The following is a 22926-nucleotide window of genomic DNA, read 5'->3' as shown; positions in this document are numbered from 1 at the left end:
ATGATATAATTTTATAATATATAATATAAATCTTTCCGAAGGTTACAGATGGTAACAAATCATACTTTTGGGATTTACATGTGAAGAACGTAATGTTTTAATGTTACTGTAAGATTCTCACATTCTGTAATGTGTAAAGCTTCTATAACTTAAGAATTATATCCGTTATAATTCTATCCATTCAACAAAATCAGAATATTCTTAAAAAACATCTGGTAAATATTTTTGTTAAATTGAGTAAAGACCATATATCAGTAAGAGTGGAACTGCGTTATATATTATAGTGCGAAATTATTAACATATTTGGTTCTGTTGCAAAGTTAGCTGAAATTTAAAAGATACTGCAAAACATATACACATTCAGAAATATAACAAAATCCGTGTTAGGGAAAAAATAAAAATTACATAGAATAATATATTTTTAAAAATCGAGGAGAATTTATAAATTTTTAATTCTAAAAGTAGGAGGTTACAAATAATGGTAAATTTATCTATTTGGTGGAAAAAATATTATGGGTTTATAATTATTCCATTTATAGTAATGACAGTTCTGTTTAACACCCTTTCAAAATATAGTAAAATTGCATATTTTTTATTTATCGCTTGGTTAATATTCAATTTAATTGATTTTTACAAAAAAGAGATTTTAAGCCACTCAAAAAAATAAAACTTCTATATATTCTTTGTGATTAGCTTTAGAAATCTAATATATAATCTTTAAAAATGAGGGTATGCATTAAAAGAGCTATCGGAATAGCTCTTCAGATTAATAAATTATAGTTTTTTATTATGGTAATGAGGTTATCTAATGATCTTTGTCCTCTTTATTATATAATTCACCCGCCCTATATACACTGAAAGACAAAACTATTACAGATAATTCTTTCCCCATTAAAACGTTAGCATTTTTCGAAATAGGATATCAATGATAATTGAAAATGGTATTCTCTACTTTCATTAAAGTATGTGAAATTATATAAATGACCGTCTAATATAAAAAAGCTTTAAGATAATACCATTGATTCAATCGATAGCGGCGTATACTATCTCAGTTACTGCCATAGAGCTACACCATCTCCTATAAGGAAAATTAATGATAGCCCATAGGCATGTCGGTTTCGGTACAAAAATACCAAGACCCTTGTATGTTTTATAGACTTTTCGCACCAGAACCTCATATTATTTTCAAACTATTTTTTAGGCACTAATACCTTGATGCTGTGTCATTTCACCTTTATGAGAAACATAACTATGTGCTATCATTCCTAGCATTATTACAAACATACCGCCCCAAGATAAAATAGTAGGAGTCGGAGAATGTAATAAAACTAACTCCCCGATAACAGCAAATAGTACTTCCATAGATTGCGTTGCTTCAACAGTAGCTAGTTTTTGCATATCCCCTCTTACCATATCAGTTGCTTTGAAAAATAAAATAGTTCCAATTACACCTGAACAAATAGCAACTAAAATAGATTGCATTGTTTGTTCTTTACTAGGCGCTCCTATTGTAAAAAAGCCATACACGGATAGCAAAAACCAAAATGGTAAGCTAGCTAATGTCATTCCGAGCACACGTTGATAAGTATCCAGACGGTCCCCACAAACCTCCATCATCTTACGATTACCTAATGGATAAGCAAAAGAAGCTATAATGACGGGAATAATACCTAACAAAATATCCCTTAGAGCAAGAGATTTCGCTTGCTCTATTTGCATAAGAACGATACCAAGAAGAATAATAAGTGACATACCCATCCCTTTTATTGGTATTTCTCCTCTTTTCTTAAGAAGCCCATCTGATGTTTGAATGGTTTGAGTAAAAAGAGGTGCTAATAAAGATCCTGATATAATAGTAATCTGCCAAGTCCCTGCAATTACCCATCCTGGTGCATGTTCAGCCGCAAAACATAATGGAGCGTAAAACAGGACAAATCCAATAAAACTCCATAAAACCCACGCTCCCGGATTTTCTCTCATAACTTGCAATAGCGGCCTTAGTTTTTTTCTACTCATAACAATAAGCAAAAGAAATAAAACCATGAAAATAAATCTTAGTGACGCACTCCATATCCAGTTACCACCTGATAATTCCATCGCTCGATTAATTATAAATGTGAACGAAAAAAAGAAAGCACCACAAATACCTAAAAAAACCGGACGCAAACTTCTTACCTCAATCTGCTTCATAAGTCAGTACCTTCCCAAGACTTAACCAATTTTGTTCCACTTTGATTGATCAACATATGTAATCTCCTCTTCTTTAAGATGCTTTAGCATTTCTAGAAACAATGTATAAAATCTCTTGGAGGAACTGCAAATGCAGCTCCTAAAATTAAAAGAGCATACGAATCGAGTATAGAGTGTTCAAAATGTAATTTCATCGTTCAGAACGGAGAAAAATGGATCATCAATTTGTGGAATTTTCCAAACGGGAGGCAACATATCAAATGTGAATTTGAAATAAAGGTAAAATGCTTTTAAGAAAGACGCGAAGTTTTGGATAAAGGTGTGACGTTTATACTAGTAACCTAAAATTAGCATCACGCTATAGCATTGATTAAGCGATGCAGAGATTAAAGAAAACTAAACAAATAACTTGAACAGAGTGAGCCCCCTTATAAGAAAATAAGGGGGCTCAGAACAGAAATATACAAGTCGTATTAAAGAACTCCAAAACGGAGGTACTATGTTAGTTTAACACGTATTAAAGAGATGGTAGATGCATTGTAATCGAATTGTTACCTCTCTATCCTTCCTTAAAATAATAAGCATGGTGCTATTGCATTGATTAAGCGATAGAAATGTGGCTTTAAAACAAAGTTTAATCGCTTATAAATTTAAAAAATCCTTTATATAAGGGTTCTTTTTTAATGAAATTCAAAAAAAACAAAGGATAGAGCTTCTCTGAGAAAAATTCTATGGATTTATAGAAAGACTGTGTTAGAACAAGTTATCTTTGTTACTATTTGTAACTTACATACTTAAAAACTTGATGTTTTAATAAAAGTGCAAATGGTTTGACCACTAAGGAAGAAGAAGATTCTACTATTGAACTACTCACCACGCTTCCTACTTTAGCTTGGTTTTGCAACTTCGGCAAGCGTGGGTCGATAGAGCGTTGAAAAGCTATCTGTACAAGTATATAGTAGCAAACATGTTGGCTTATGCCAGCCGACATTCATCTCCCACCTAGAATTGGTGTTTCACACCTTCATAGTCAACCTATTTTTTTACAAAATAATAAAAATATAGGTTGTAATAATCATCTTTTATATTTACGTTTTTGGGGGTAAAAAATGGAACAAATGAACAGGCATATAAATATGTCCCTTATTCAACTATTTCTTTTAGTACTTAACCAATTTTTATTTTCAGCAATGTTTCCATTATTACCTTGGTTTATTGAAGATGCTGTAGCAGGGTTTGGTGTCTTAATTACTTCGACTTTACTAATGTTTATTGGCATGAAAATGATGAACCTTAATGACAATAATAATTATTTAATAACAAAAATAAGGCAATCTATTCCCTTTATAACATCAATTTTCTCATGTTGTATTATGATCATGAAAATTACAGATTTATCTACTATAGTAGCTCTCGTATTTAATTTTGTAATGGTTATTATAACACTTGTATTTTTGTTACGAGATTTATCTAAACTAAATAATTGACCTAGCCAAAGAGCACTTTCTGAGGTGCTCCTACACTTACATATCAGATAGTGTTTTGGTTTAGTTTTGGCTCCAGAATAATCCAATCAAAATACCATGAACAAAGAACGGACTGGATACTGCACTCCACGATGCCATCCATTTAGCTTATTTCCAACAAAGTAAATTCTTGATTATCTTTTCGCCACAATTACTCATAGTTAACTCTTCAACAATCCATTTTCCACTTAAAGAGCACTGCTCGAAGGTACCCTTTTTGGTTTGTAGATTTTCAGCAGAAAGAAATTTTCAACGACCCTATTACCTCTCCTTGAACAAACTTTCGCATTCAATTCGACAAATCCTTACATTATTGTTACATTTCTTTTGATAACCCTATGTTATTATGTATCTGCAGGGTAAATTCCTTGAAACGAAATTTTCTAATTCCCACTAGATTTTTTGTCACAAGGATTTTTGTTTACCAAACCCTTGCATAGTAACTTCATCTGACGAAGCCTCCTTCCGTACTCACAGTTGGCTTCGTCTAAAATAACACTATTGTTCAATTTTTATCGTTAGGGAACTAGAAAACTAGAATATCACTCCGTATATGCTCACACCCTCCATCTCTTTACCCACATACTTATATACATCTGTTAAACTAACATAAAATCCCCGATGAGTCGGAGATTTTATGTTAGGATTTTTAGTTTTTTGCTGCACGTTAAGACTACATTTTTCTATTAAATAAGGTCTATGAGTCATATGTTAATTGAAAAATTCGACTGTCATAATTTCTCCATCAATAGGAAAGGTGAATGGTCGTTTATGAACTACTCACCACTTAACGTTCTAACGGGCTGTTTGAAGTGAGAGATTCCTGCGAACACTGATGTATCCACCAGTTATCTTAGTAAGTTCTGCCCGATCACATTTTAAACTATAATATTTACACAAGTACAACCGGTGTTGCTTATTCAAAAGGTAGCTTCTGAGACATGGGAAAATAATAAGCAACAAAAATATGTAAAATTTAATTCAGTACCTGCTAAATATGTGCAATTAGAGGTAGTAAACGGAATGAATGGATTTTCGTCAGCGGCAGAAATAAATATTCTGAGATATTTATTTCTGTTGATTTTAAAAATCATAAAAAAGAGATACGTTTCAATTAAAGCGTATCTCTTTTTTACGAACACAACATTCTTTAATCGTGTTATTTCATGCTATATAGTATTAGAAAACGGAATGAATGGTGTAATCCCCTTATGATTAAATTTCGTCTAGCGCCTAATAAGAATACTTATATCGGGTCCTAAAAAACAGGTTTTTTATTAACTAACTTTATGATAGTTTCCATGTTTCACCACCTGTCTAGCATACTCTATATTATGAAGTTTCATCGTTTCAGAAATATCTACAACAATTGTATTCTGTAAAACACTTATTACATAACCGGTTAACTGTATGGAAGGATTGTCGCGATAAGGAAATCGAACATAATTACCTTTGGTTATATCAATTGTAGAGTCCATGGAATATACCTCGTTTCTTAGTAAGAATTCATTGTTATTATAACGTATGGGACGGGTATATTATGTGAACTGTTACCTTTGTAACAAAAGGTAACAGCCCTAATTCATATATTGTACATAATCTCCTCTTATAGTCTGGTCTATTTTATGTTCGAATTAGGTTTTAAGGGCATGTCTTATGAGATTGTAAAACATGCTCCTTTTAGTTTATAAAATCTAAGTCTTTTGTGAGTTCTTCCAAAAGAGAATGAGTTAAATGACTTCGCAAATCTTCAGCAAATACTTGTAATCTATATTGAATTAAAAGATTCATAAAAAACGTTATTCTTTCTAATAATCTTGTTTAGAAAGAATAACGTTTTTTTATTAGATTCTTAGGTTGATGGACATGTATGGTGCTCGCTAGGTGGTAATACATATAAAAAATAACAGTAGCAAAAATAATAATAGAGTATTGGTTCAGGCTGTTAAGGGTGCAATTGATTAAATGAAGTTTTTGTGTAATTCCACAAAAAGGGGATGTATTTTTCTTCCTTCTTAACAATGAAAAAACGTTTTAAACACTCTATACTCTAATTACAATAAATCAAGGATTATTAGGAGTGAGAAAATCTAATTCTATGTCTGTCCTAAGCATATAATTCCACGAAGCTGCTGACCTCACTTAAGCCCAATCCCTTAAAAATTAACAATTAAAAGTTGGATTTATAGAACAACTTAAGACGCTATCAAGTACTTCATTTGACTCGTATATAAACAAAATATAAAAAATACGTATCGGAAATATTTACTAAAAGTAAAAAGCAATCATTATTGAAGCTGGAATTGAGGCACACTCAGGAATTATATATAGCTAGGTTTGAAAAAAATGAGTTTAAAAATTTATTTTCTGATAAAAACAACCCATTTATGAATAATTTATGTCAGAAAGTCAGGGTGTTACTGGTGATGGAATAGTTGAGTTTGCTAAATCTGTCCGTCCGAGGGGTATGGGAAAAACATCCATACGCTGCCCCCCACTATTTGTACGCAATGTACAAATGGGATAGGGCTACTGAATTTAAGCCTACGGAAGAACGATATGTAAATGCAGAACTCGGCTATTATATTACAATTTCTAAAAAGTTAATTGAAAAAATAACACTTCAAGAAGAATCGAAAACTACTCAATGTTTTCTTTATATTGATACAGATAAAACGTGGCTTGAAGTTTATACCTTTGATTATAAGGAATGGCCAAAGATCAAAAATTATGAAGCGGCAGTTAAAACAAGAGAGCATGTATATGCTATTTCAAAAAACTTTGACTACCAGAATCTTAAATCTTATATCAAATCCATGGCTGATTACCAACGAAAGTAAAGGAGCGATGACCATGACAACAATTTTAGTATTAGATGATGAAATAACAATTCGTAGTTTTATTACTTTAAATATGAAGCATGCTGGTTTCAATGTTCTAGAAACCAATACAGGTGAAAAAGCTCTTGAGCTTTTAGAACATCATAATGTTGATATTATAATACTTGATGTTATGTTACCGGGAATAGATGGTTTTCAAGTATGCAAAAAAATACGAAAATACAATGAAAAGATTGGTATTATTATGTTAACGTCACGTGTGCAAAGTAAAGATCAGGTTTACGGTTTGACAATTGGGGCAGATGATTATATAAAAAAACCATTTAGTATAATTGAATTAGTAGCACGTGTACAATCATTGCTAAGAAGAGTAAAAGAAACTAAAAAGGATATGGAATCGATTCGCTCAGGACCATTTCAATTAAATATTCTGCAAGAAAAATTATATAAGGATGAGATAGAAATTGACTTAACTCCAACAGAGTATATTATTTTACGATATTTAATGGAAAATTCCATAAAGCCAATTCCACGTGATGAACTCTTAAATAAAATATGGGGTATAAATTGTTTAAGTGACACAAAAGTAGTAGATGTGAATATCAGTCGCCTTCGTCAGAAGATCGAACTTAGTCCTTCTAACCCTCAGTTTCTCCTTACTGTATGGGGAAAAGGATATAGGTGGAATGGAGTAAAACAATGAGGGGAAAATATATCACCAGGTTACTACTACAAGTGATAAACAAAAACAGTTGGAAGCATTATATCAGGAATTGTTTTATTAGTAAGTAGAAGATTAGCTAACCTTTTTATTTATGATAAAACTTCAACTGCAACAATATAAAAACATATTAATTATTTATAATTTTATGTAAAGAGTCATTAGGAGGTGTAAAAAGATGAAACAAGCCAACTTAATTATAACCCTAACACTCATTCAACTATTCACTTTAGTAACTATCCTATTTATTTGCTCCACAAATGTACCATTTTTTCCTTGGTTTATTGAAAAAGGATTTGGATGGATTGGAATCTTTATTACTGCCCCTGTTCTATTAATTATAGGCACAATTATGACATATTATGATAAGAAAAAAACGTATTCTATCAAACGAATGAGACAAAGTATTCCTTTCATTACTGTAATTTTCTTCATGTATGTCTCCTTTTTCTCTTTGACAGATAGAATTGTAATAACGACTTTTATAGTTAATCTTGTATTAGTTATCATTACAATTATGTTTTTATCACAAGATATTTCTAAACTACATAGAAACAGAAAATATAGACTTAAAAGAATACGAATGAAACAAAGGCATTCTGATGTATATACCGATTAGCACAAAAAGACTTCATTTTGATTAATCTTTTTCAAAATGAAGTCTTTTTGTTTGACGTAAAATCAAGGATTATAAATTTTTCTGATTAAATTTCATGCTAAACTAATAGCATGCTTATGTTCCTTATTATAACAACCCTTGAGTTTAGTTAATTATGGAGTTAAATAACTTATCTTACAGCTAAGTCCTATTGATAGATATAACAAAAAGACGTTTTCACTACCCCCACTTTAAAAATAAAATGAATGGTAAATTATTTAGACGAGAATCAAATTACTTATCAATATGCTGAACAACAAGTGAAGCGTATTCTTTTGCTCCTGTTGGGTTTAAATGAATTCCATCTGGTTCGAAATATGATTGATTTCCAGCACTTGCTGCATACCAATCAACTAGCACCGTATTTGGAAATTTAGAAGTGACTTCTTTTAATTTCTCATTAACTACGGACTCCCACGGACGAGGTATTCTAGTATTAACTAATACAATTTCACGTTCATCACCTATTAACTGAATCAACGATTCTAGTTGCTCTGTCGTGAATGCCCCATTTGTCCCTAATCCAATAATGACATGATTTCCTAAAGTACCTTCCTTTTTCATTCCCTCTATTATATTAAATGCTTGAGACATCTGTCTTCCAATTTTTGCATCAATTGTAATATTAGGAAAAGCATCTTTTAAATAAGGGGAGACATCAATCATAATTGAATCACCAATGGCTGTAACAGTTGTAGGTTGTTTAATTTGATTAGAGGAATCTTTATTTTCATCCTCTAATGTTTTATCAATCGGTTTCTCTTCCTTAGTAACTGGATGAGCAGATTCCTCATTTTTTTTCACTTGTACCGCCTCTGTCCTAACTTGTTTAGAATTGCCTTTTACTTTGCCGGCTGTTGAGAAACCAAAGATAACTGTTATGGAAAGGAATATTGTACATGCTAAAGCAACTCTATTAACGAATGATAAGTCTCTTATTTTCAAGTCCGTTAAACGAAGATTCTTCAATGCACCTTGACGAATTGGATTTTCAATAAACTTCCACGAAAGATGTGCCATAAGTAGAATCAAAAAAACTTGAAAAATAGCTTTAGTAAGATGAGGTCCTTCTGTATTAGCTTGCGAGCTCGTCAATGTGATAATCGGATAATGCCAAAGGTATATTCCATAGGACCGAATACCAATCCAACGTAATGGTTTAAACCTTAAAAGTACACTAACTCTGCTAGTTGGATGAGCAAGGTTGGCTATTAATAAAGCAGTAACAACCGATAAAAATAACATTCCTCCACGATATAGGAATGAGTCATATTGATTTGTCTCCCAAAACATAATTAAAATAATGATTAAAGCAATTCCCCCAACTACATCTAAAACAAATCGAGCTGGTGGAACAATTTTATTAGAAAGTCTATTACTTGGCCAAAGTAGGGCGAGTACTGCCCCTATTAATAAGGAAAACGCTCTTGTATCGGTACCATAATAAACTCTACTTGGATCATTTCCTGGTTCATACAGTACAGCCATCGCAATTGCTGAAGCAATTGCTCCTAAAAAAATAAATAGTGTCATACGTGATCGTTTTTTTATGTAGTAGAATCCTAAACTAAGTATGAATGGCCAGACTACATAAAATTGTTCTTCAACAGCCAACGACCAAAAATGATTTAAAGGAGTAGGTTGGCCAAAGTTATCAAAATATGATAACTTATGATAAATATACCACCAGTTACTAATATATAATACTGCTGCTAACGAATCTCCTCGCATTTTTCCTAGTAAGGAGTTATGAAATAACGTCACCCATGCAAAAACAATAATGAGCATAACAAACATTCCTGGAAGTAATCTTCTTGCCCTACGTATCCAGAAATTTTTTAAATCAATTCTTTTATATTTCTCCCACTCAGTAGCAAGAAGATCGGTAATTAAATAACCCGAGAGTACAAAGAAAACTGTAACGCCCAGGAATCCTCCAGGTATCCACTTATAGTTGACATGATATAACACGACACCCAGTATAGCCAGCCCTCTTAAACTATCTAATCCGACCATATAACGGTTATTTTTCTTTAATGGTGTGAGCATATATAATCCTCCCTTAAACTTTGCTGATATGTTTGGTTATTTTTTCTCATAAGTGATTATCAACAGAAAACAAATGAAAACTCTATGAATATGGGGAAAAGTACATCTATACAACGAAACTTTTATATAGCAATTCCTTAATTTGTAATTTTGTTCTTTTTTACCAAGCCAAAAAGTCGAAAGAGCATTATAAAATGCTTTTTCGACTTTTACATTATATCATTTAGTTAAACTGGTACTTGAATACCCCCTTCTAATATTTCACAATTCAAATTTATCCTTTTTACAGATTTTCAATATAAGAAGCTCGGTGTAGAACTTTGATTTGTCTGTAGATAGAAGAATTTCGAGATACTTAAGTTCATAATTATTTCTCTGGCTTTTTCTCTTTTATTTTTATCTTCGCGCCTTTATAAAAACTTAATTTCTCCTTATTATACTCTGTAGTATATTGATTGAACTTTTCTTTTTCCTTTAGTGTTTCTTCATTTATTACATTGTAAGCTTTAACTTTCTCACTAATTTCTTTTAGTTTTGTTTCTTTTTCTTTTAGCTTTTCATAAAGTTCTTTTTCAATTATTAATGATTTTTTGTAACTTCCATTCATTTTTAGAAAAGCATCATAACGATTTTTATAAGCTTTTTCTACTGTTTTGGCTTGTTCTTGTAATTTTTTATCCTCGATTTTATTTATATCATTAAGAACTGATTTCACTTCTGTTTGTGCTTTTTTTAATACATCTGCTTCATTATCTAACTCTTTCTCACGTTCAGATACATTTGCAACAGCTTGTTCTACTTGGGGTAGTGCTTCCTCATTATTCTCTTGTCCTTTCTGTATAATTTGATTGTACAATTCTTGTCCCTTTGCTTCTAACTGCTCTAATTTTTTTACATTATCAGATAACGCTTTTTCTTGATCTGCTGCCTTTTCAAAAGCAACGTATAATTTCTCTTCTGGCTTTGCTCCTAAACATCCCCCTAGAAATCCAATTGATAGGATTCCTATTAGGATCGCTTTTCTATTAATCAATTTCAATCCCTCCTACAATGTCAAATACGTTTATCGTGCCAAAAATTTAATGGAAAATGTTCCTCTTCATGATACGCTTCAAGTTCATATCCTTTTTCTTTTAATCCTTTTATGATAGCTGGTACAGCAGCAACAGATTGCGGATGAATATCATGCATTAAAATAACTTCTTGTGGTTCTGTTGCACCTGCTAATACATTTTGAACAATTTGAGCTGAAGCTGAATCAATTGGCATCTTGTTATACTTCCAATCTAAAGAGTCAATTGTCCAATCCCAAACTGTAAAACCAGCTTCTACTGCTTTATTGCGAAGTTCTTCATTTAGTCCTGGCATGGAGCCATATGGTGGACGTGTTAATTTGGGAGATCCCTTCAGAATATTTGCTATTAAATTTTGATCTTCTTTCATTTCATTTACATACTCACCATCGGTATACAATTTCTTAAAGTTATGTGTCATACTGTGCATGCCCACATAATGGCCTTCTTCTTTCTCTCGTTTCACTAAATCCGGAAACTGCTTCACATTTTCACCAATTAAAAAAAATGTTGCTTCCGCACCATTTTGTCGTAGGATATCTAACAACTCAGCTGTATATTTACCAGGACCATCATCAAAAGTAAGATAGGCAACTTTTCTCTCTTGGCCATTAAAGCGCTTTGGTGCGTCTTTCTTTATTTCATTTTTTGTTTGTTCACTTGCTAATTGCACTGAATTCTCTTGCTTTGCTACAGCCCTTGCTGGTGAAGTAAGAGATTGATACATAAAATAGCAAACTACTACTGCAATAATTGCTATAATTGTAATAGATATACGTTGTATATTAGTAGTATGTCTCATAATAGGAACCCCTTTCGTTTTATATATTAATTTTATTATGTGATTTACATTTGATTTGCTATGACATTTATAAATAACAAATCGAAGTAATAATTCTTTCTTTTTTTATAGAAGAGATATAGTTTGTTGAGAATATATACAATATCCAAAGATATATTGAGGATGTTTTCCACGTTGATACGATTTACAGATAATCCTTTTGAAGTAGTTAGAGGAAAAGACGTTTATCCTCCATATACTTCATTAACGGATATGAAAACGATTCCTGAAACATTTTTATTAACTATTATATGGATTAAGGCTTTCTGAAAATACAAGAAGATTAGATAATAATTCTATCCAATCTTCTTGAGAGGTTAGTATTGTTTAACTATTTTACCGCTAATTTCTTAAATCAAATAATCTGGTTATTAACCAAGAAAAAGAAATATCTGTAGATTACAGATATTTCCCTATCCAAACAATTACAGCTTAATTCCCTCCATTTATAGGAAGATTTTCATAAATTCAATTGCAGCATACTAGTATGCTAATAACACTAGTTCGAAAAATAGGAATAACTTGTACTTATTCCTTCATATGTTTCTTAATTTGTAGAAAAATCCCCAAATGTGTTATCTAATTAAGCACCCGTTCATACATATGACAACAACATAGCTTTTTTTCATCTTATTTAATACATGAAAGGCTCATGTTAATTTGGTTTACTTTTTCGCAAGAGCTTCTTCTATAGAAACACAAACATAGCCGAGTTCTTTTGCAACCACTTCACATGTAACTTCACCGTTCAGCATGTTTACACCGAGTTTTAATGCATTGTTTTCTAAGATTGCTTCTTGCACACCCTTATTGGCGATTTGTAATGCATATGGAATTGTTACATTAGTTAAAGCGATGGTGGAAGTCCTTGGGACTGCTCCTGGCATATTCGCAACAGAGTAGTGAAGTACTCCATAATTTTCGAATGTCGGGTTATCGTGCGTTGTAATATGATCACAAGTTTCCACGGCTCCACCTTGATCAATGGCTACATCCACAATTACAGAACCGGGTTTCATTGCCCTTACCATTTCTTCTGTAACAAGCTTAGGTGCTTTGGCACCGGGAATCAAAACAGCACTAATTAACAAGTCAGCTTGTTTTACCGTTTCTGCGATGTTAAACGGGTTGGACATCAAGGTTTTGATTTGAGTACCAAAAATGTCATCCAGTTGGCGTAATCGGTCTGCATTCAAGTCAATAATTGTTACATCGGCACCTAGGCCAATTGCCATTTTCGCAGCATTTGTTCCTACAATGCCTCCACCAAGGATAGCAATTTTTCCGCGATTTACACCGGGAACACCTGCCAGAAGAATACCTTGTCCACCGTTTGATTTTTGTAGGAATTGTGCGCCAATTTGTACAGACATCCGCCCAGCTACCTCACTCATTGGTGTAAGAAGGGGAAGCGTATGATTCACTTCTACAGTTTCGTAAGCAATTGCAGTAACACCATTATCTTTAAGAGCTTGGGCTAAAGCTGGCTCTGCAGCCAAATGCAAGTAAGTGAATAGAATTAAATCTGGACGAAAGTATGTGTATTCACTGGCAAGGGGCTCTTTTACTTTCATAATCATTTCTGATTGTCTCCATACTTCTGCAGCACTATGAATAATTTCAGCACCGGCATATACATAATCTACATTGTTAAACCCGCTTTCAACACCGGCATTTGTTTCAATCAATACTTTATGTCCAGCCTTGACAAACGCAATAACTCCTGCAGGTGTAAGTGCAACACGGTTTTCATTATTTTTTATTTCCTTTGGTACTCCAATAATCATGAAATGATCTTCCCCTCTGTACTAATCTTTAGGTAACTTAGTTGTAGTCCAAGTATAGAGTATTAAAAATCTTTTTTCATTGTTAGGAAAAAAGAAAAATGCAGCATCCTTTTGTGGAATTCCACAAAAGGATGCTGCTACATGAATTTTTTTAGTTTGAGATCCAAGAACATAATCATTTTTTTGTTTGGATCTTTTAAATCAATCTCACTGATTTCACAAATACGTTTAAGTCTATAACTTAATGTATTAGGATGAATATTTAAAAATTTGGCCACTTCACCCACATTACTGTCTTTATTCAAAAAGGTCTCCAACGTCTCAACAAGGTTGCAATTATGCTTATAATCATAATCATACAGCTTTTGTAACGCTTGATTTTCATACTCTTCACACTTTCGTTTCTCAAGGAGAAGGTCAATCAATTGATAAATACCCATATTTTGATATCCGTGGATGTTTGCTGTGTCACAAGGGAATTTTTCCTTTATAGATAAAACAGTTAGAGCCTCTTTATAAGCTTTATCAACTTTTTGATAGTCACTATAAACACTACTAAACGCTGGTTTGATATGTTTAACTCCAAATCGTTTTTCCATTTTATGCACAAACATTTCAACGAAATTGTTGATTTCATAGGATGGTCGATTCACACAGTCCAATGAAGTAAGAAGAATTAATCGATTATGATCTATTGTGGTAAGTAAAACTTCTAAATGTTGGCTTGTTTTTAGCAAATAAGAAATCTGTCTTTCTTTTTTATTTATAATTTCTTGTTCAAACTGGAATACGATGATAGTAAATACAGATGCAGGAGTAATGTGCAGACGATGGAAATTTTCAATAATCATTTCATTTATTTGTATGTGATTGGTCAATAATTTCCAGAAAAATTCTTGTGTTTGTTCGACCTTTTTATTTTTACGAGCTTGAAGCTGTATTAATTTGCTTTTTACGGCCTCTGCAGCTTTTTTCAGCAAGGTGAAATTTTCCTCAGTTAAGAAATGTTCGTCTTCCATAACCCAGATGAATCCCAAAACATCTTCTTTGTTCCAAATAGAAATAGCAACCCTGTCACTAAGACCGACACCATTTATCCTCTTTACACGAATAGGTTCACGTTTTTTCAACAGTTCAGGGATAATGCCTTCTTTCCACAAACTGTTAATTACTTTTTCAGGCACACGTCTTCCCATAATAGTTGCAACTCTTGCGGAGTCTATTCTTTCATCATGAGTACTATATGCCAGAAGATGATGATTCACATCTTCAATTGTAACTGGGCATTGTAGGACCTCACTAATTGTGTCCGCAAACTCTTCTAAACTGTTAAAGTTGATTTTAGAGAAATCATTTTTCATATATGTCAAAACTCATCCATCCTATTTAAAATATAATTTTTATCTACTGTAAAATGTAAAAAAATAGTCATTGTGTAAACTAACAAACCTATAACACTTTTTATTAATAGTAAGGAATCGCTGTAACTCACTACACGTGGAAAAACCAAAGTTTAGTTGCAAACTTCGGTTTCGTTTGTATAGAGCACGAAGCGTTTCAATTCCTTTAATCGTACGAGAAGTATGACGCAGATTTTGAATGTCTGCGGATTTCAAATAACTTCGCTTTTTCCGAAGTTAAATATCTAATGTGTGTCCATATTTATTGATTATGTGATATAAATGACACCATTTTTGCTGAACTTTATATAGTTTTTTTCATCTAGCTTCTAGGATAGATGAAGGCTTTTCATTTTCTTCTTCCATAATGGTCATACCAATTACACATTTATTAAAACATTAAATCCTCAATGCGTAAATAGTAGATTTTTGTCGAATGTGTTCAGTGATTTAATTATTATAAATTCAAGAGAGCAGAAATATTATAGTTATAACTTGATGTATACAGCGAAATAATAACTACTTTAATCTATTAAAAACATGTAATTTAATTTAATTATTTCAAATATAATTTAATAAAGTGACGCTTGTCAATTCCCAAATATTATCCATTATTCCATTTGTTAGAGGATTAATATGGACTTTTGATGAAATAAGGAAATTATGGACATCTTTTTAGAAGATATTGCATTGCATATGTTTGGTTATATATTGATATTTATCTTTCAATTGATTAAGATGGCTTCCTGCCATCCCTTGTCCGAAGCCAATTCATCTCCCGCCTACTCTCTTCGCGTTCCTTGAGGAAAGAGCCTTCTTGGTGAAAATGATAAAAAACACTCGTTCTAATCAAGGACGAGTGTTTTCTTTTTAGATTATCTAACAGGGATAAACTTCCATGAGCTAGGTTTTTGTTTTTTTTCACCTAGTACAATCCAATTTTTCTTTGCATTTATATTTTCATAATTTAATGGATAGTCATCTGTAAAAATATTATATTCTGTAGGATTATCCAAGTTAATTTTAACTTTAAAATCAGCTAAACTATCAGATTTTTTAGCAAGGTGAATCCAACTAGAATAATTAGACCAATTTAAATATTGAAATTGATCGTAATTTGAATGCTTCATGCGAAGATATATACTCTCCCCGTGGTGTAGCTTTGCATCATTTTCTTTGTAGAATTCAAATTCCATAGGTGTACCAGATAAACCATTGTTTTCTTTATTTGCAAGTGTGACATAATCGTAACGATTTGCTATATACCATTCAAATGTTAAACCTTGATAAGGAGATTCACTTGGTACGATATAATAGTTTTTCCCTGCTTCTATGACGTTTCCTTCTATATCATAGATTAATGCAGTCTCTATACTTGGAGCTTTCACATTTTCAGTAAAAGTTTTAAACCAAAGATTTAAAAAACCTGCTGTATTACGCTGAGCTTCTCCTAAGCTCCGCTGCACAGCCGGGGTAACCATTTCTTGCCACAATTGTGCCTTACCACTATTATAATACTTAAATGTTTTATCATTAGTAATATTTTGGATTTCAGGTTTAGCTACTCGAGCTGCATAATCAATCCATTCTTCAGGTGTGGATAGAGAATTGTTATAATTCCCTCCAGTATTGACTGCAAATTGATTTTGAATGGTTGTAACATAATTTTCAAAGTAGCTATGATATTTTATAGCTCTCGTATCAATTGCGGTAAAATTTGCTGCATGCATAGGTTGGGTAGCATCTGTAAAGTAGTGCGTGGCTACTCCTAAATAATAGAAAGCTTTTTCATAGTCCTTATTTCGTAAATGTTCTCCAGATTCATAAAAGTATTTCTTACCTTGTGTAAGAGCCGTTGGATTTGTTTCTCCTCTATAATTTTCTTTAGTATCAGGATCATAAAAATGAGATTTCCATCCACCTTTAAAAACGCCGCCTATACCTGTTCCACCATCGTTAAACTCTGCATTATAATCTGCATCATATAATCCTTTAGAAAATAGATCTTTATATTGTGGATAATTTAAAAAGTCCACAGCCTGCTTATTTGCTTCAATATTAGATTCTGTTTTCATAATTTCAATAGCTTGTTTTGCAATCCATAAATGTGTACTTTTATCAGAATGATACGGAGCTTCTGCAGACCATCTTGCAGTAATAGGATCGTTCTCATTTAAATCAATTTGATCGAGATGAGCATAACTACTTTGAGGACATGCTCCTAAAATAGTTAAAGCCACTCCAGCTATACATAGTGTTGATACGATTTTTTTCATTTTTTATTCCTTCCTAAATATAAAGATTCTTATGCGGATATTCATCTTAATAACGACAGTTAAATAGCTCTAATAAAAGAGCGATTAGCAAAGGCTAACTGCTTAATTTCTCTCTTAAAAGAATACAACCACACATCGATTAAATTAAAAATTTTAAATTAACCTTAAACAATAATTTTCCTTCTCTACCTCTAGTTATATATAAAAGCGCGCCTTATTTAAACATGTTTTTTTATGTAATTTTACATATCCAAAAATAGGGGATTGAACGATTTTCCATTTATTACATTAATGAAAGATCGTTGTCTTTAGACAATTGGAATTCTGAAATTAACTTTTTGTGGTTTTAGTGCAAAAACACATCAAAAGGTACATTTTTGTTTTGAAGTGTCCCAAAAGTGTTTTTTGCACCTTTTGGCGTGTGTTCTTCAATAGTTTTTCGCATTCCCAAAAGGTGTACCTTTTGGAACAGTACAAACAAAACCGTTAAGTTATGACACCGATAATCCATAAATCAAAATCAAAATGAACCTTCCACCCGTTCTCACGCCCCTATATGTGTGTGAGGAATAAAAAATAAAACTTTTTCTATTATCACTTGTATTTCATTCAATCAGCCGGTCTATGTACATAGAAACATCCATAAATAAAAAAATTCACCTATACACACCCTATATAACCTCCCACTGCGCCTATAAAAACGGAGTGAACTTTACACTCCGAGGCTTTTATTATGTAGGAAGATTTTTAACAAAAACTATTAAAAATATAAAGCCCTATGAATACAATGCTCCTTACAACTAATATTCCAATGCAAGTACCTGTAAAACACTCTGTATTCATAAACCTGTACATAAAGAGGTCTGAAATTCATCAAAAGAACATTTATAAGATAGGAGGTCTTCCATGTCAGGATTTCAACGTAGCACGTCACACTTCAGATAATTATATAGTGAAAGGCTTTTTGCAAAAGGAAAACAAATAGACAAATACAAATCATAATCTTTGTGCGTACAATTTATGCACACAAAATACAAATAGAAAGAGATAAATTCTTATAGACACGTTACTTTCAGCAATCAGCCCTGTATATACCAACGCCCGATTTAATAACTACTTGCGCCTATGTTTGCAAAAGCGTTATTAGTTTTAAACAGAAAAAAAGTAAACTTTTTTTCGCAAATATAAAAGAAAGTACACGCTCCTTTTATATTAGAGATAGAGGGGCTAGTAACGTTATGATTTATTACGAAAGGAGGAACAAAAATGGAAATCAAAATGAAAATAAGCGATAAAGTAGCATTAGCTTTAATCCCTGTTGTCTCTGCTGGAATCGGCGGGTTATTTTACTGGCTTGTAGGGTAGGCTAACCCGCTATCGCTAAACTCGTACATAACAAAAGATGATAGAGGTCTAAATATCACCTCTATCACCTCTTCATAATCATGTGTAAGAAACTTGGATAAATACTTGTGATAAGAAGGGGCCAATAGGTTTTCATGGAAAAATAAGACTTATTATCCCTTCACATTGGTGGTAAATTTGGCGTTGGCGGATGTTTTTGGTGGTTTACTTGGTGTTGGGGTATCAGTTGTAAAAGTATAGTTTGATTTATTGAAGCAAAAAGGTCTTAAGCCAGTGGTAAGTTCGGTGGCGGCGGGCTTTTCTGGTGGTTTTCATGGTGTTGGGGCATCAGTTAAAAAACAATATAAATCCTACAAATTCAAACTAGAAAAATACAAACAATTAGCACTACAAAGCTAGTAATATCAACAAAAAGTACCTATTATGCATTTAATAAACAATCAATTTACATTTAAACATTTCAGTTAATATAAAGATATTTTTTATTGATTTGGATTATTTGTATTCTGGTTTTTCATGATATGATAAATTTCATCCGTACGGAGGTAGTTTTTTCCTACTTCCTACCGAAAAATAAGTTAATAGAAAGGAGATTATAAAATGGAAGAATTGGTATGGTCTTTTCTAAAAGGAATTTCTTTCAGTCTAGGAACAAAAGCAATAGAATTACTTAACATCAATCCAATTAATTCAAAGGAAAAAACCACTCCTTCAACGACTGCAATCGTAAAAAAGTGGCTAAGTAAAAAGATTAAATAAGTTACTGGTAAAACTAATTTCACAAAACAACTAATAAAAAACAAGGGTACTGCAATACTCTTGTTTTTTATTTGGTGTAATTATCTATTACACCGCAATTATAACATGTCATTTAATTAGTGCACCTGCTATCGTTAAACCTCAACAAAACAAAGGTTTCTGTCTTCAAAATGCATCCGTTTTACCTGTTATCGGAGAAACAGATGCATTCACTACTAATATTGATAAACAAAAAGCATAGTAAACGCCACGATCTTTGATGATTTTACATTTGGGGTCGCCCCACATCGCCATCCTTTCCTATAATTCTACAGAAAGAATAACGTCTTTTTTGCTTTATGGATAGTGCAAAACCTTAGCTTTATATAACCGTTTAATCATTACTTCTGTTATATATATTTACATAATCTTTGTCAGCTCAATTCCATTAAGCTTTTTGGAATGTATTAACTATAGGCAGCAACTCTTTTAAATCATTAATTACATGCTCATCTGTAACCGGATTCCCCCAAAACGTATCTTTCTTCCATATTGCATTCATTCCCACATCCCGAGCTCCTATTACATCATTATTTGGATGATCTCCTACGTACACACTCTCTTCCGGACTAACACCTAGTCTTGCTAAAGCTCTCAGAAAAATTTCAGCTTGAGGTTTTTTTATCCCTTCTTGTTCTGACACTAAAATGATATCCATGTACTTATCAATTCCTAGAGCGCGGATATTCAGTAGTTGGAATTCAGTAAATCCATTTGTAATCATTCCTAATAAAATCCCTCTACTTTTAAGCTCTTGTAATACATACTTCATGTTAGAAAAAGGAATACAGTTATGTTGAAAGTTATTTATGTAATCCTCTAATAATTGCTCCCAAGTTAAACTAGTAATAGAATGTTCTTGAAGTAACTGTTCATATACTTTGTCTTTCCAAACATATCCCTTATTATCTAACTCAATAAATCGGTTTACATATTGTTCTTCAGGTACATGTTTTAGTTCATTAATATATCTCGTGTATTGATCTTTAATAAAAAGTTTAAGGGAACTATCTCTATCCAACAAAGTTCCATCTAAATCGAAAATAACTGCTTTCACCATTCTTTCTCCCCCTTTTATTAAAGAGTACTAAAAAAGGGCTATATACCCTATCTATAAAAGTGTTGTGTACATAACGCATCAGTAGTAGTAAAAAAACTAAGAAATTGTAAAGAGATTTCTTTTTACATTGTTACTTCAGCTTAATTACTAACATGTGATTAGCATTCTTCTGAAACTCATAAGATACTTTTACTTCTTCAATCGAACGAACATGTTCTTTTAAGTGATTCATCAATTGAGATAATTGATCATATTTCTTTCCATATAAATCTGTTAAAGGAAAAATACGAATTTCACCTTTTGTTACACGTATCAACTCTTTTAAACTATTTAAGTGGAATTGATAATCTAAACGATCAGAATACATGAACAGCAAATGTGCACAAACTGTCATATCAAATTGTTTATTTTCAAATGGTAAAACAGGCAAAGTAACAGCCTGATAATGTTGCGGATTTTCTCTCATATCCTGAACACAATCTTTTAAAGCACGGCTTCTTTCTTCTTTTAATGCATCAATAGACGAAAAATACTCCCATACATAGTTTCCTGATGCTTTTTCCATATGTTCTATAGTATGTTCAATGTCTTCTAATCCTTTTTGTTCCAAGTCAACTACCTCATGATAATAAGCAATATCACAAGACGTAGAATCAATACCTAATTTATTGGCATGTGCAGTAAAAGAACATGCTCCGCCTGCACAATCTAAAACTTTCATATTATCTAAATTTTCAGGAGATAAATCAAACATTTTAATGTATTCCTCAAATGTTCTACCAATAAATACAATACGATTAATATCTAACTTTAAATTTTTTTCAATTATACTCACCGTATCTTACCCCTTTTTTATCCAAATATTTCAAACACTCTTCTATTTTATCTTTTTTATATAAATTTCGCGATATAAATCGATTGTCTTCAGGTAACATAACCATCTTATCAGTATTCAACAATGGATAAAATTTTCATTCTGGGGGAAGTTGTATTTTCTTAGCTTGATAGCGATGTGGCGGTACCCCTTTAATTGATGGAAAATTTCTGTTCATGATCAATCAGAAGAACAAAAAGAACTTGTAGAAATCACTACAAGTTCTTTTTTAGATAATGTAAAACAGTTAAAACAAACTATCTCATAATTTGAATCGGAGCAAACACTCTAACCACGGGTTGATTTTATTATATACCGAATCTTAAAATATGCGCTTTTGATATTTGAAAATTATGTGAATTTGAAAAAGAGGAATAAATAACTGTCTAAAGAACCTGAAAAATAACAATTGAATATTTTGAACAAAACACTTTAAATCGATATACATTTTATAATAAATTAGTGAAAATATAGGTATAGGTAAATAGAGAAGAATGGTGCGTTCTTAATGAAGAAATTTATTTAGGAAAAGTAAACAAACAATTATTTAAAGAATATGATGGACCATTCTTTCAAACTGATATTTTATTCTTTACAGTATCAAAAAGAGTACTTTATCAAAGGATAGATACCACAGTAATATTCAATTTATGTTTACTTTATTAAATTCCACTTTTATTGTGTAGTTGCTATGTAACAGAGAAAAACGCCTTTAAATTTGAAGGCGTTTTTCTAGAGATAATTCATTATTTTGTAAATCTACCATATCCAAGGAAATGCTCTCTATTATATTGGCTATTTACATTACCTTTTGTTACACCTGTTCTTTCGTCCGCAGCATGAATAAACTCGCCATTACCTAAGTAAATTCCCATATGTGATGGACCAGCCTTATATGTGTTTTGCAAGAATACTAAATCACCTGGCTGAGGATTACTTATTTTAGTAACCATTCCCCAGTATCCCGCAACGCTTGTTCTTCCAATATTGTATCCATTGTTTTTGAATACATAATAGATAAAACCACTGCAGTCAAAGGAATTTGGACCAGTGTTTCCAAATACATATGGTTTGCCTAATTGTTTTAATGCTAAATCAATGATACCTGAAGATTCCGACTCGGACCATTTACCATCCGCAGCAAATGTATAAGTCTTTCCATCTATAGTAGCTTGTCCAGTTACCATGGAGCCTCCTTGATTAGCATCCAGGTAGTACCAAGCATCTCCTTCTTGGAACCAACCTGTTTTCATAGATCCACCGTTATTGGCATCTAGGTAGTACCATCTATCATTATCTTTCAGCCAACCTGTCTTCATTACACCAATTTTATTTGGGTCTGGATCAGTATCTAAATAATAGTACTTTCCTTCTACGTTTACCCAGCCTGTTTTCATAGATCCACCGTTATTGGCATCCAGGTAGTACCATCTATCATTATCTTTCAACCAACCTGTCTTCATCACAC

General features: G+C 32.2%; 19 protein-coding genes and 1 pseudogene. 7 read left to right on the top strand and 13 right to left on the bottom strand.

The window, feature by feature from the left end; all coding sequences use genetic code 11:
• Positions 1 to 478: 478 nt before the first annotated feature.
• The gene (locus tag DN390_RS00095; RefSeq protein ID WP_147806317.1) at positions 479 to 667 is read left to right on the top strand and encodes a hypothetical protein; all 189 of its coding nucleotides are present in this window, start codon (positions 479 to 481) and stop codon (positions 665 to 667) included.
• A gap of 530 nt (positions 668 to 1197) precedes the next feature.
• Here the strand turns inward: DN390_RS00095 and DN390_RS00090 are convergent.
• A complete protein-coding gene (locus DN390_RS00090; RefSeq protein ID WP_147806316.1) occupies positions 1198 to 2190 on the bottom strand; it encodes a DMT family transporter in 993 nt (330 codons plus the stop codon).
• A gap of 775 nt (positions 2191 to 2965) precedes the next feature.
• The gene (locus DN390_RS00085; protein WP_147806315.1) at positions 2966 to 3181 is read right to left on the bottom strand and encodes a hypothetical protein; all 216 of its coding nucleotides are present in this window, start codon (positions 3179 to 3181) and stop codon (positions 2966 to 2968) included.
• 118 nt (positions 3182 to 3299) lie between these two features.
• Between DN390_RS00085 and DN390_RS00080 the strand changes: the two genes are divergently transcribed.
• Positions 3300 to 3677: a hypothetical protein gene (locus DN390_RS00080; RefSeq protein ID WP_147806314.1), complete on the top strand. Its 378-nt coding sequence runs from the start codon at positions 3300 to 3302 to the stop codon at positions 3675 to 3677.
• A 1316-nt stretch (positions 3678 to 4993) separates the two neighbouring features.
• Here the strand turns inward: DN390_RS00080 and DN390_RS00070 are convergent.
• Positions 4994 to 5194, bottom strand: coding sequence for a DUF2187 family protein (locus tag DN390_RS00070; RefSeq protein WP_147806313.1), 201 nt, complete (start codon positions 5192 to 5194; stop codon positions 4994 to 4996).
• Positions 5195 to 6151: 957 nt separating this feature from the next.
• Here DN390_RS00070 and DN390_RS00065 point away from each other — a divergent pair.
• From DN390_RS00065 to DN390_RS00055, 3 genes are all read left to right on the top strand, one after another.
• Entirely contained in the window at positions 6152 to 6556 is a 405-nt protein-coding gene (locus tag DN390_RS00065; RefSeq protein WP_255443873.1) for a hypothetical protein, read from the top strand.
• Positions 6557 to 6569: 13 nt separating this feature from the next.
• Positions 6570 to 7259, top strand: a complete 690-nt coding sequence (locus tag DN390_RS00060; RefSeq protein WP_147806312.1) for a response regulator transcription factor — start codon at positions 6570 to 6572, stop codon at positions 7257 to 7259.
• A gap of 196 nt (positions 7260 to 7455) precedes the next feature.
• Entirely contained in the window at positions 7456 to 7896 is a 441-nt protein-coding gene (locus DN390_RS00055; RefSeq protein WP_147806311.1) for a hypothetical protein, read from the top strand.
• A gap of 273 nt (positions 7897 to 8169) precedes the next feature.
• Here the strand turns inward: DN390_RS00055 and DN390_RS00050 are convergent, their stop codons facing one another.
• The 3 genes from DN390_RS00050 to DN390_RS00040 all read right to left on the bottom strand — a co-directional run bounded on the left by DN390_RS00050 (position 8170) and on the right by DN390_RS00040 (position 11859).
• Positions 8170 to 9984: an acyltransferase family protein gene (locus DN390_RS00050; RefSeq protein ID WP_147806310.1), complete on the bottom strand. Its 1815-nt coding sequence runs from the start codon at positions 9982 to 9984 to the stop codon at positions 8170 to 8172.
• Positions 9985 to 10351: 367 nt separating this feature from the next.
• Positions 10352 to 11017 (bottom strand): YkyA family protein, encoded by a 666-nt coding sequence (locus DN390_RS00045; protein ID WP_147806309.1) that lies wholly within the window; start codon positions 11015 to 11017, stop codon positions 10352 to 10354.
• A 20-nt stretch (positions 11018 to 11037) separates the two neighbouring features.
• The gene (locus DN390_RS00040; protein ID WP_147806308.1) at positions 11038 to 11859 is read right to left on the bottom strand and encodes a peptidoglycan-N-acetylglucosamine deacetylase; all 822 of its coding nucleotides are present in this window, start codon (positions 11857 to 11859) and stop codon (positions 11038 to 11040) included.
• Between the two features lie 174 nt (positions 11860 to 12033).
• Between DN390_RS00040 and DN390_RS31015 the strand changes: the two genes are divergently transcribed.
• The gene (locus tag DN390_RS31015; RefSeq protein ID WP_255443872.1) at positions 12034 to 12168 is read left to right on the top strand and encodes a hypothetical protein; all 135 of its coding nucleotides are present in this window, start codon (positions 12034 to 12036) and stop codon (positions 12166 to 12168) included.
• A 395-nt stretch (positions 12169 to 12563) separates the two neighbouring features.
• Here DN390_RS31015 and ald read toward each other — a convergent pair whose 3' ends face one another.
• The 4 genes and pseudogenes from ald to DN390_RS00025 all read right to left on the bottom strand — a co-directional run bounded on the left by ald (position 12564) and on the right by DN390_RS00025 (position 17361).
• Complete coding sequence (gene ald, locus DN390_RS00035; protein ID WP_147806307.1) at positions 12564 to 13685, bottom strand: alanine dehydrogenase; 1122 nt, start codon at positions 13683 to 13685, stop codon at positions 12564 to 12566.
• A gap of 137 nt (positions 13686 to 13822) precedes the next feature.
• Positions 13823 to 15046, bottom strand: coding sequence for a PucR family transcriptional regulator (locus DN390_RS00030; protein ID WP_147806339.1), 1224 nt, complete (start codon positions 15044 to 15046; stop codon positions 13823 to 13825).
• Between the two features lie 108 nt (positions 15047 to 15154).
• Positions 15155 to 15453 (bottom strand): annotated as a pseudogene (locus tag DN390_RS31740) (hypothetical protein); the annotation flags it as partial.
• 507 nt (positions 15454 to 15960) lie between these two features.
• Entirely contained in the window at positions 15961 to 17361 is a 1401-nt protein-coding gene (locus tag DN390_RS00025; protein WP_147806306.1) for a zinc dependent phospholipase C family protein, read from the bottom strand.
• 1965 nt (positions 17362 to 19326) lie between these two features.
• Between DN390_RS00025 and DN390_RS30505 the strand changes: the two genes are divergently transcribed.
• Positions 19327 to 19485 carry a hypothetical protein gene (locus tag DN390_RS30505; protein ID WP_179955719.1) on the top strand — a complete coding sequence of 53 codons (159 nt, stop codon included), beginning with the start codon at positions 19327 to 19329 and terminating at the stop codon, positions 19483 to 19485.
• 427 nt (positions 19486 to 19912) lie between these two features.
• Here the strand turns inward: DN390_RS30505 and DN390_RS00020 are convergent, their stop codons facing one another.
• The 3 genes from DN390_RS00020 to DN390_RS31005 all read right to left on the bottom strand — a co-directional run.
• The gene (locus tag DN390_RS00020; protein WP_147806305.1) at positions 19913 to 20584 is read right to left on the bottom strand and encodes an HAD family hydrolase; all 672 of its coding nucleotides are present in this window, start codon (positions 20582 to 20584) and stop codon (positions 19913 to 19915) included.
• Positions 20585 to 20714: 130 nt separating this feature from the next.
• Positions 20715 to 21419 (bottom strand): SAM-dependent methyltransferase, encoded by a 705-nt coding sequence (locus DN390_RS00015; protein ID WP_147806304.1) that lies wholly within the window; start codon positions 21417 to 21419, stop codon positions 20715 to 20717.
• Positions 21420 to 22204: 785 nt separating this feature from the next.
• The coding region (locus DN390_RS31005) for a C40 family peptidase (protein WP_255443871.1) at positions 22205 to 22926 on the bottom strand (722 nt) is incomplete at its 5' end.

Origin of the sequence: Bacillus sp. SH7-1 (genome assembly GCF_008042405.1) — a bacterium.
Classification (GTDB): domain Bacteria; phylum Bacillota; class Bacilli; order Bacillales; family Bacillaceae_G; genus Bacillus_A; species Bacillus_A thuringiensis_N.
Note: the sequence above shows the minus strand (reverse complement) of the source record. Positions and strands in the feature narration are given on the sequence as shown.

Coding starts and splice junctions, on each gene's coding strand:
- DN390_RS00095 (WP_147806317.1), top strand. CDS start 479: ATGGTAAATTTATCTATTTGGTGGAAAAAATATTATGGGTTTATAATT.
- DN390_RS00090 (WP_147806316.1), bottom strand. CDS start 2,190: ATGAAGCAGATTGAGGTAAGAAGTTTGCGTCCGGTTTTTTTAGGTATT.
- DN390_RS00085 (WP_147806315.1), bottom strand. CDS start 3,181: ATGTCGGCTGGCATAAGCCAACATGTTTGCTACTATATACTTGTACAG.
- DN390_RS00080 (WP_147806314.1), top strand. CDS start 3,300: ATGGAACAAATGAACAGGCATATAAATATGTCCCTTATTCAACTATTT.
- DN390_RS00070 (WP_147806313.1), bottom strand. CDS start 5,194: ATGGACTCTACAATTGATATAACCAAAGGTAATTATGTTCGATTTCCT.
- DN390_RS00060 (WP_147806312.1), top strand. CDS start 6,570: ATGACAACAATTTTAGTATTAGATGATGAAATAACAATTCGTAGTTTT.
- DN390_RS00055 (WP_147806311.1), top strand. CDS start 7,456: ATGAAACAAGCCAACTTAATTATAACCCTAACACTCATTCAACTATTC.
- DN390_RS00050 (WP_147806310.1), bottom strand. CDS start 9,984: ATGCTCACACCATTAAAGAAAAATAACCGTTATATGGTCGGATTAGAT.
- DN390_RS00040 (WP_147806308.1), bottom strand. CDS start 11,859: ATGAGACATACTACTAATATACAACGTATATCTATTACAATTATAGCA.
- ald (WP_147806307.1), bottom strand. CDS start 13,685: ATGATTATTGGAGTACCAAAGGAAATAAAAAATAATGAAAACCGTGTT.
- DN390_RS00030 (WP_147806339.1), bottom strand. CDS start 15,046: ATGAAAAATGATTTCTCTAAAATCAACTTTAACAGTTTAGAAGAGTTT.
- DN390_RS00025 (WP_147806306.1), bottom strand. CDS start 17,361: ATGAAAAAAATCGTATCAACACTATGTATAGCTGGAGTGGCTTTAACT.
- DN390_RS30505 (WP_179955719.1), top strand. CDS start 19,327: ATGGAAGAATTGGTATGGTCTTTTCTAAAAGGAATTTCTTTCAGTCTA.
- DN390_RS00020 (WP_147806305.1), bottom strand. CDS start 20,584: ATGGTGAAAGCAGTTATTTTCGATTTAGATGGAACTTTGTTGGATAGA.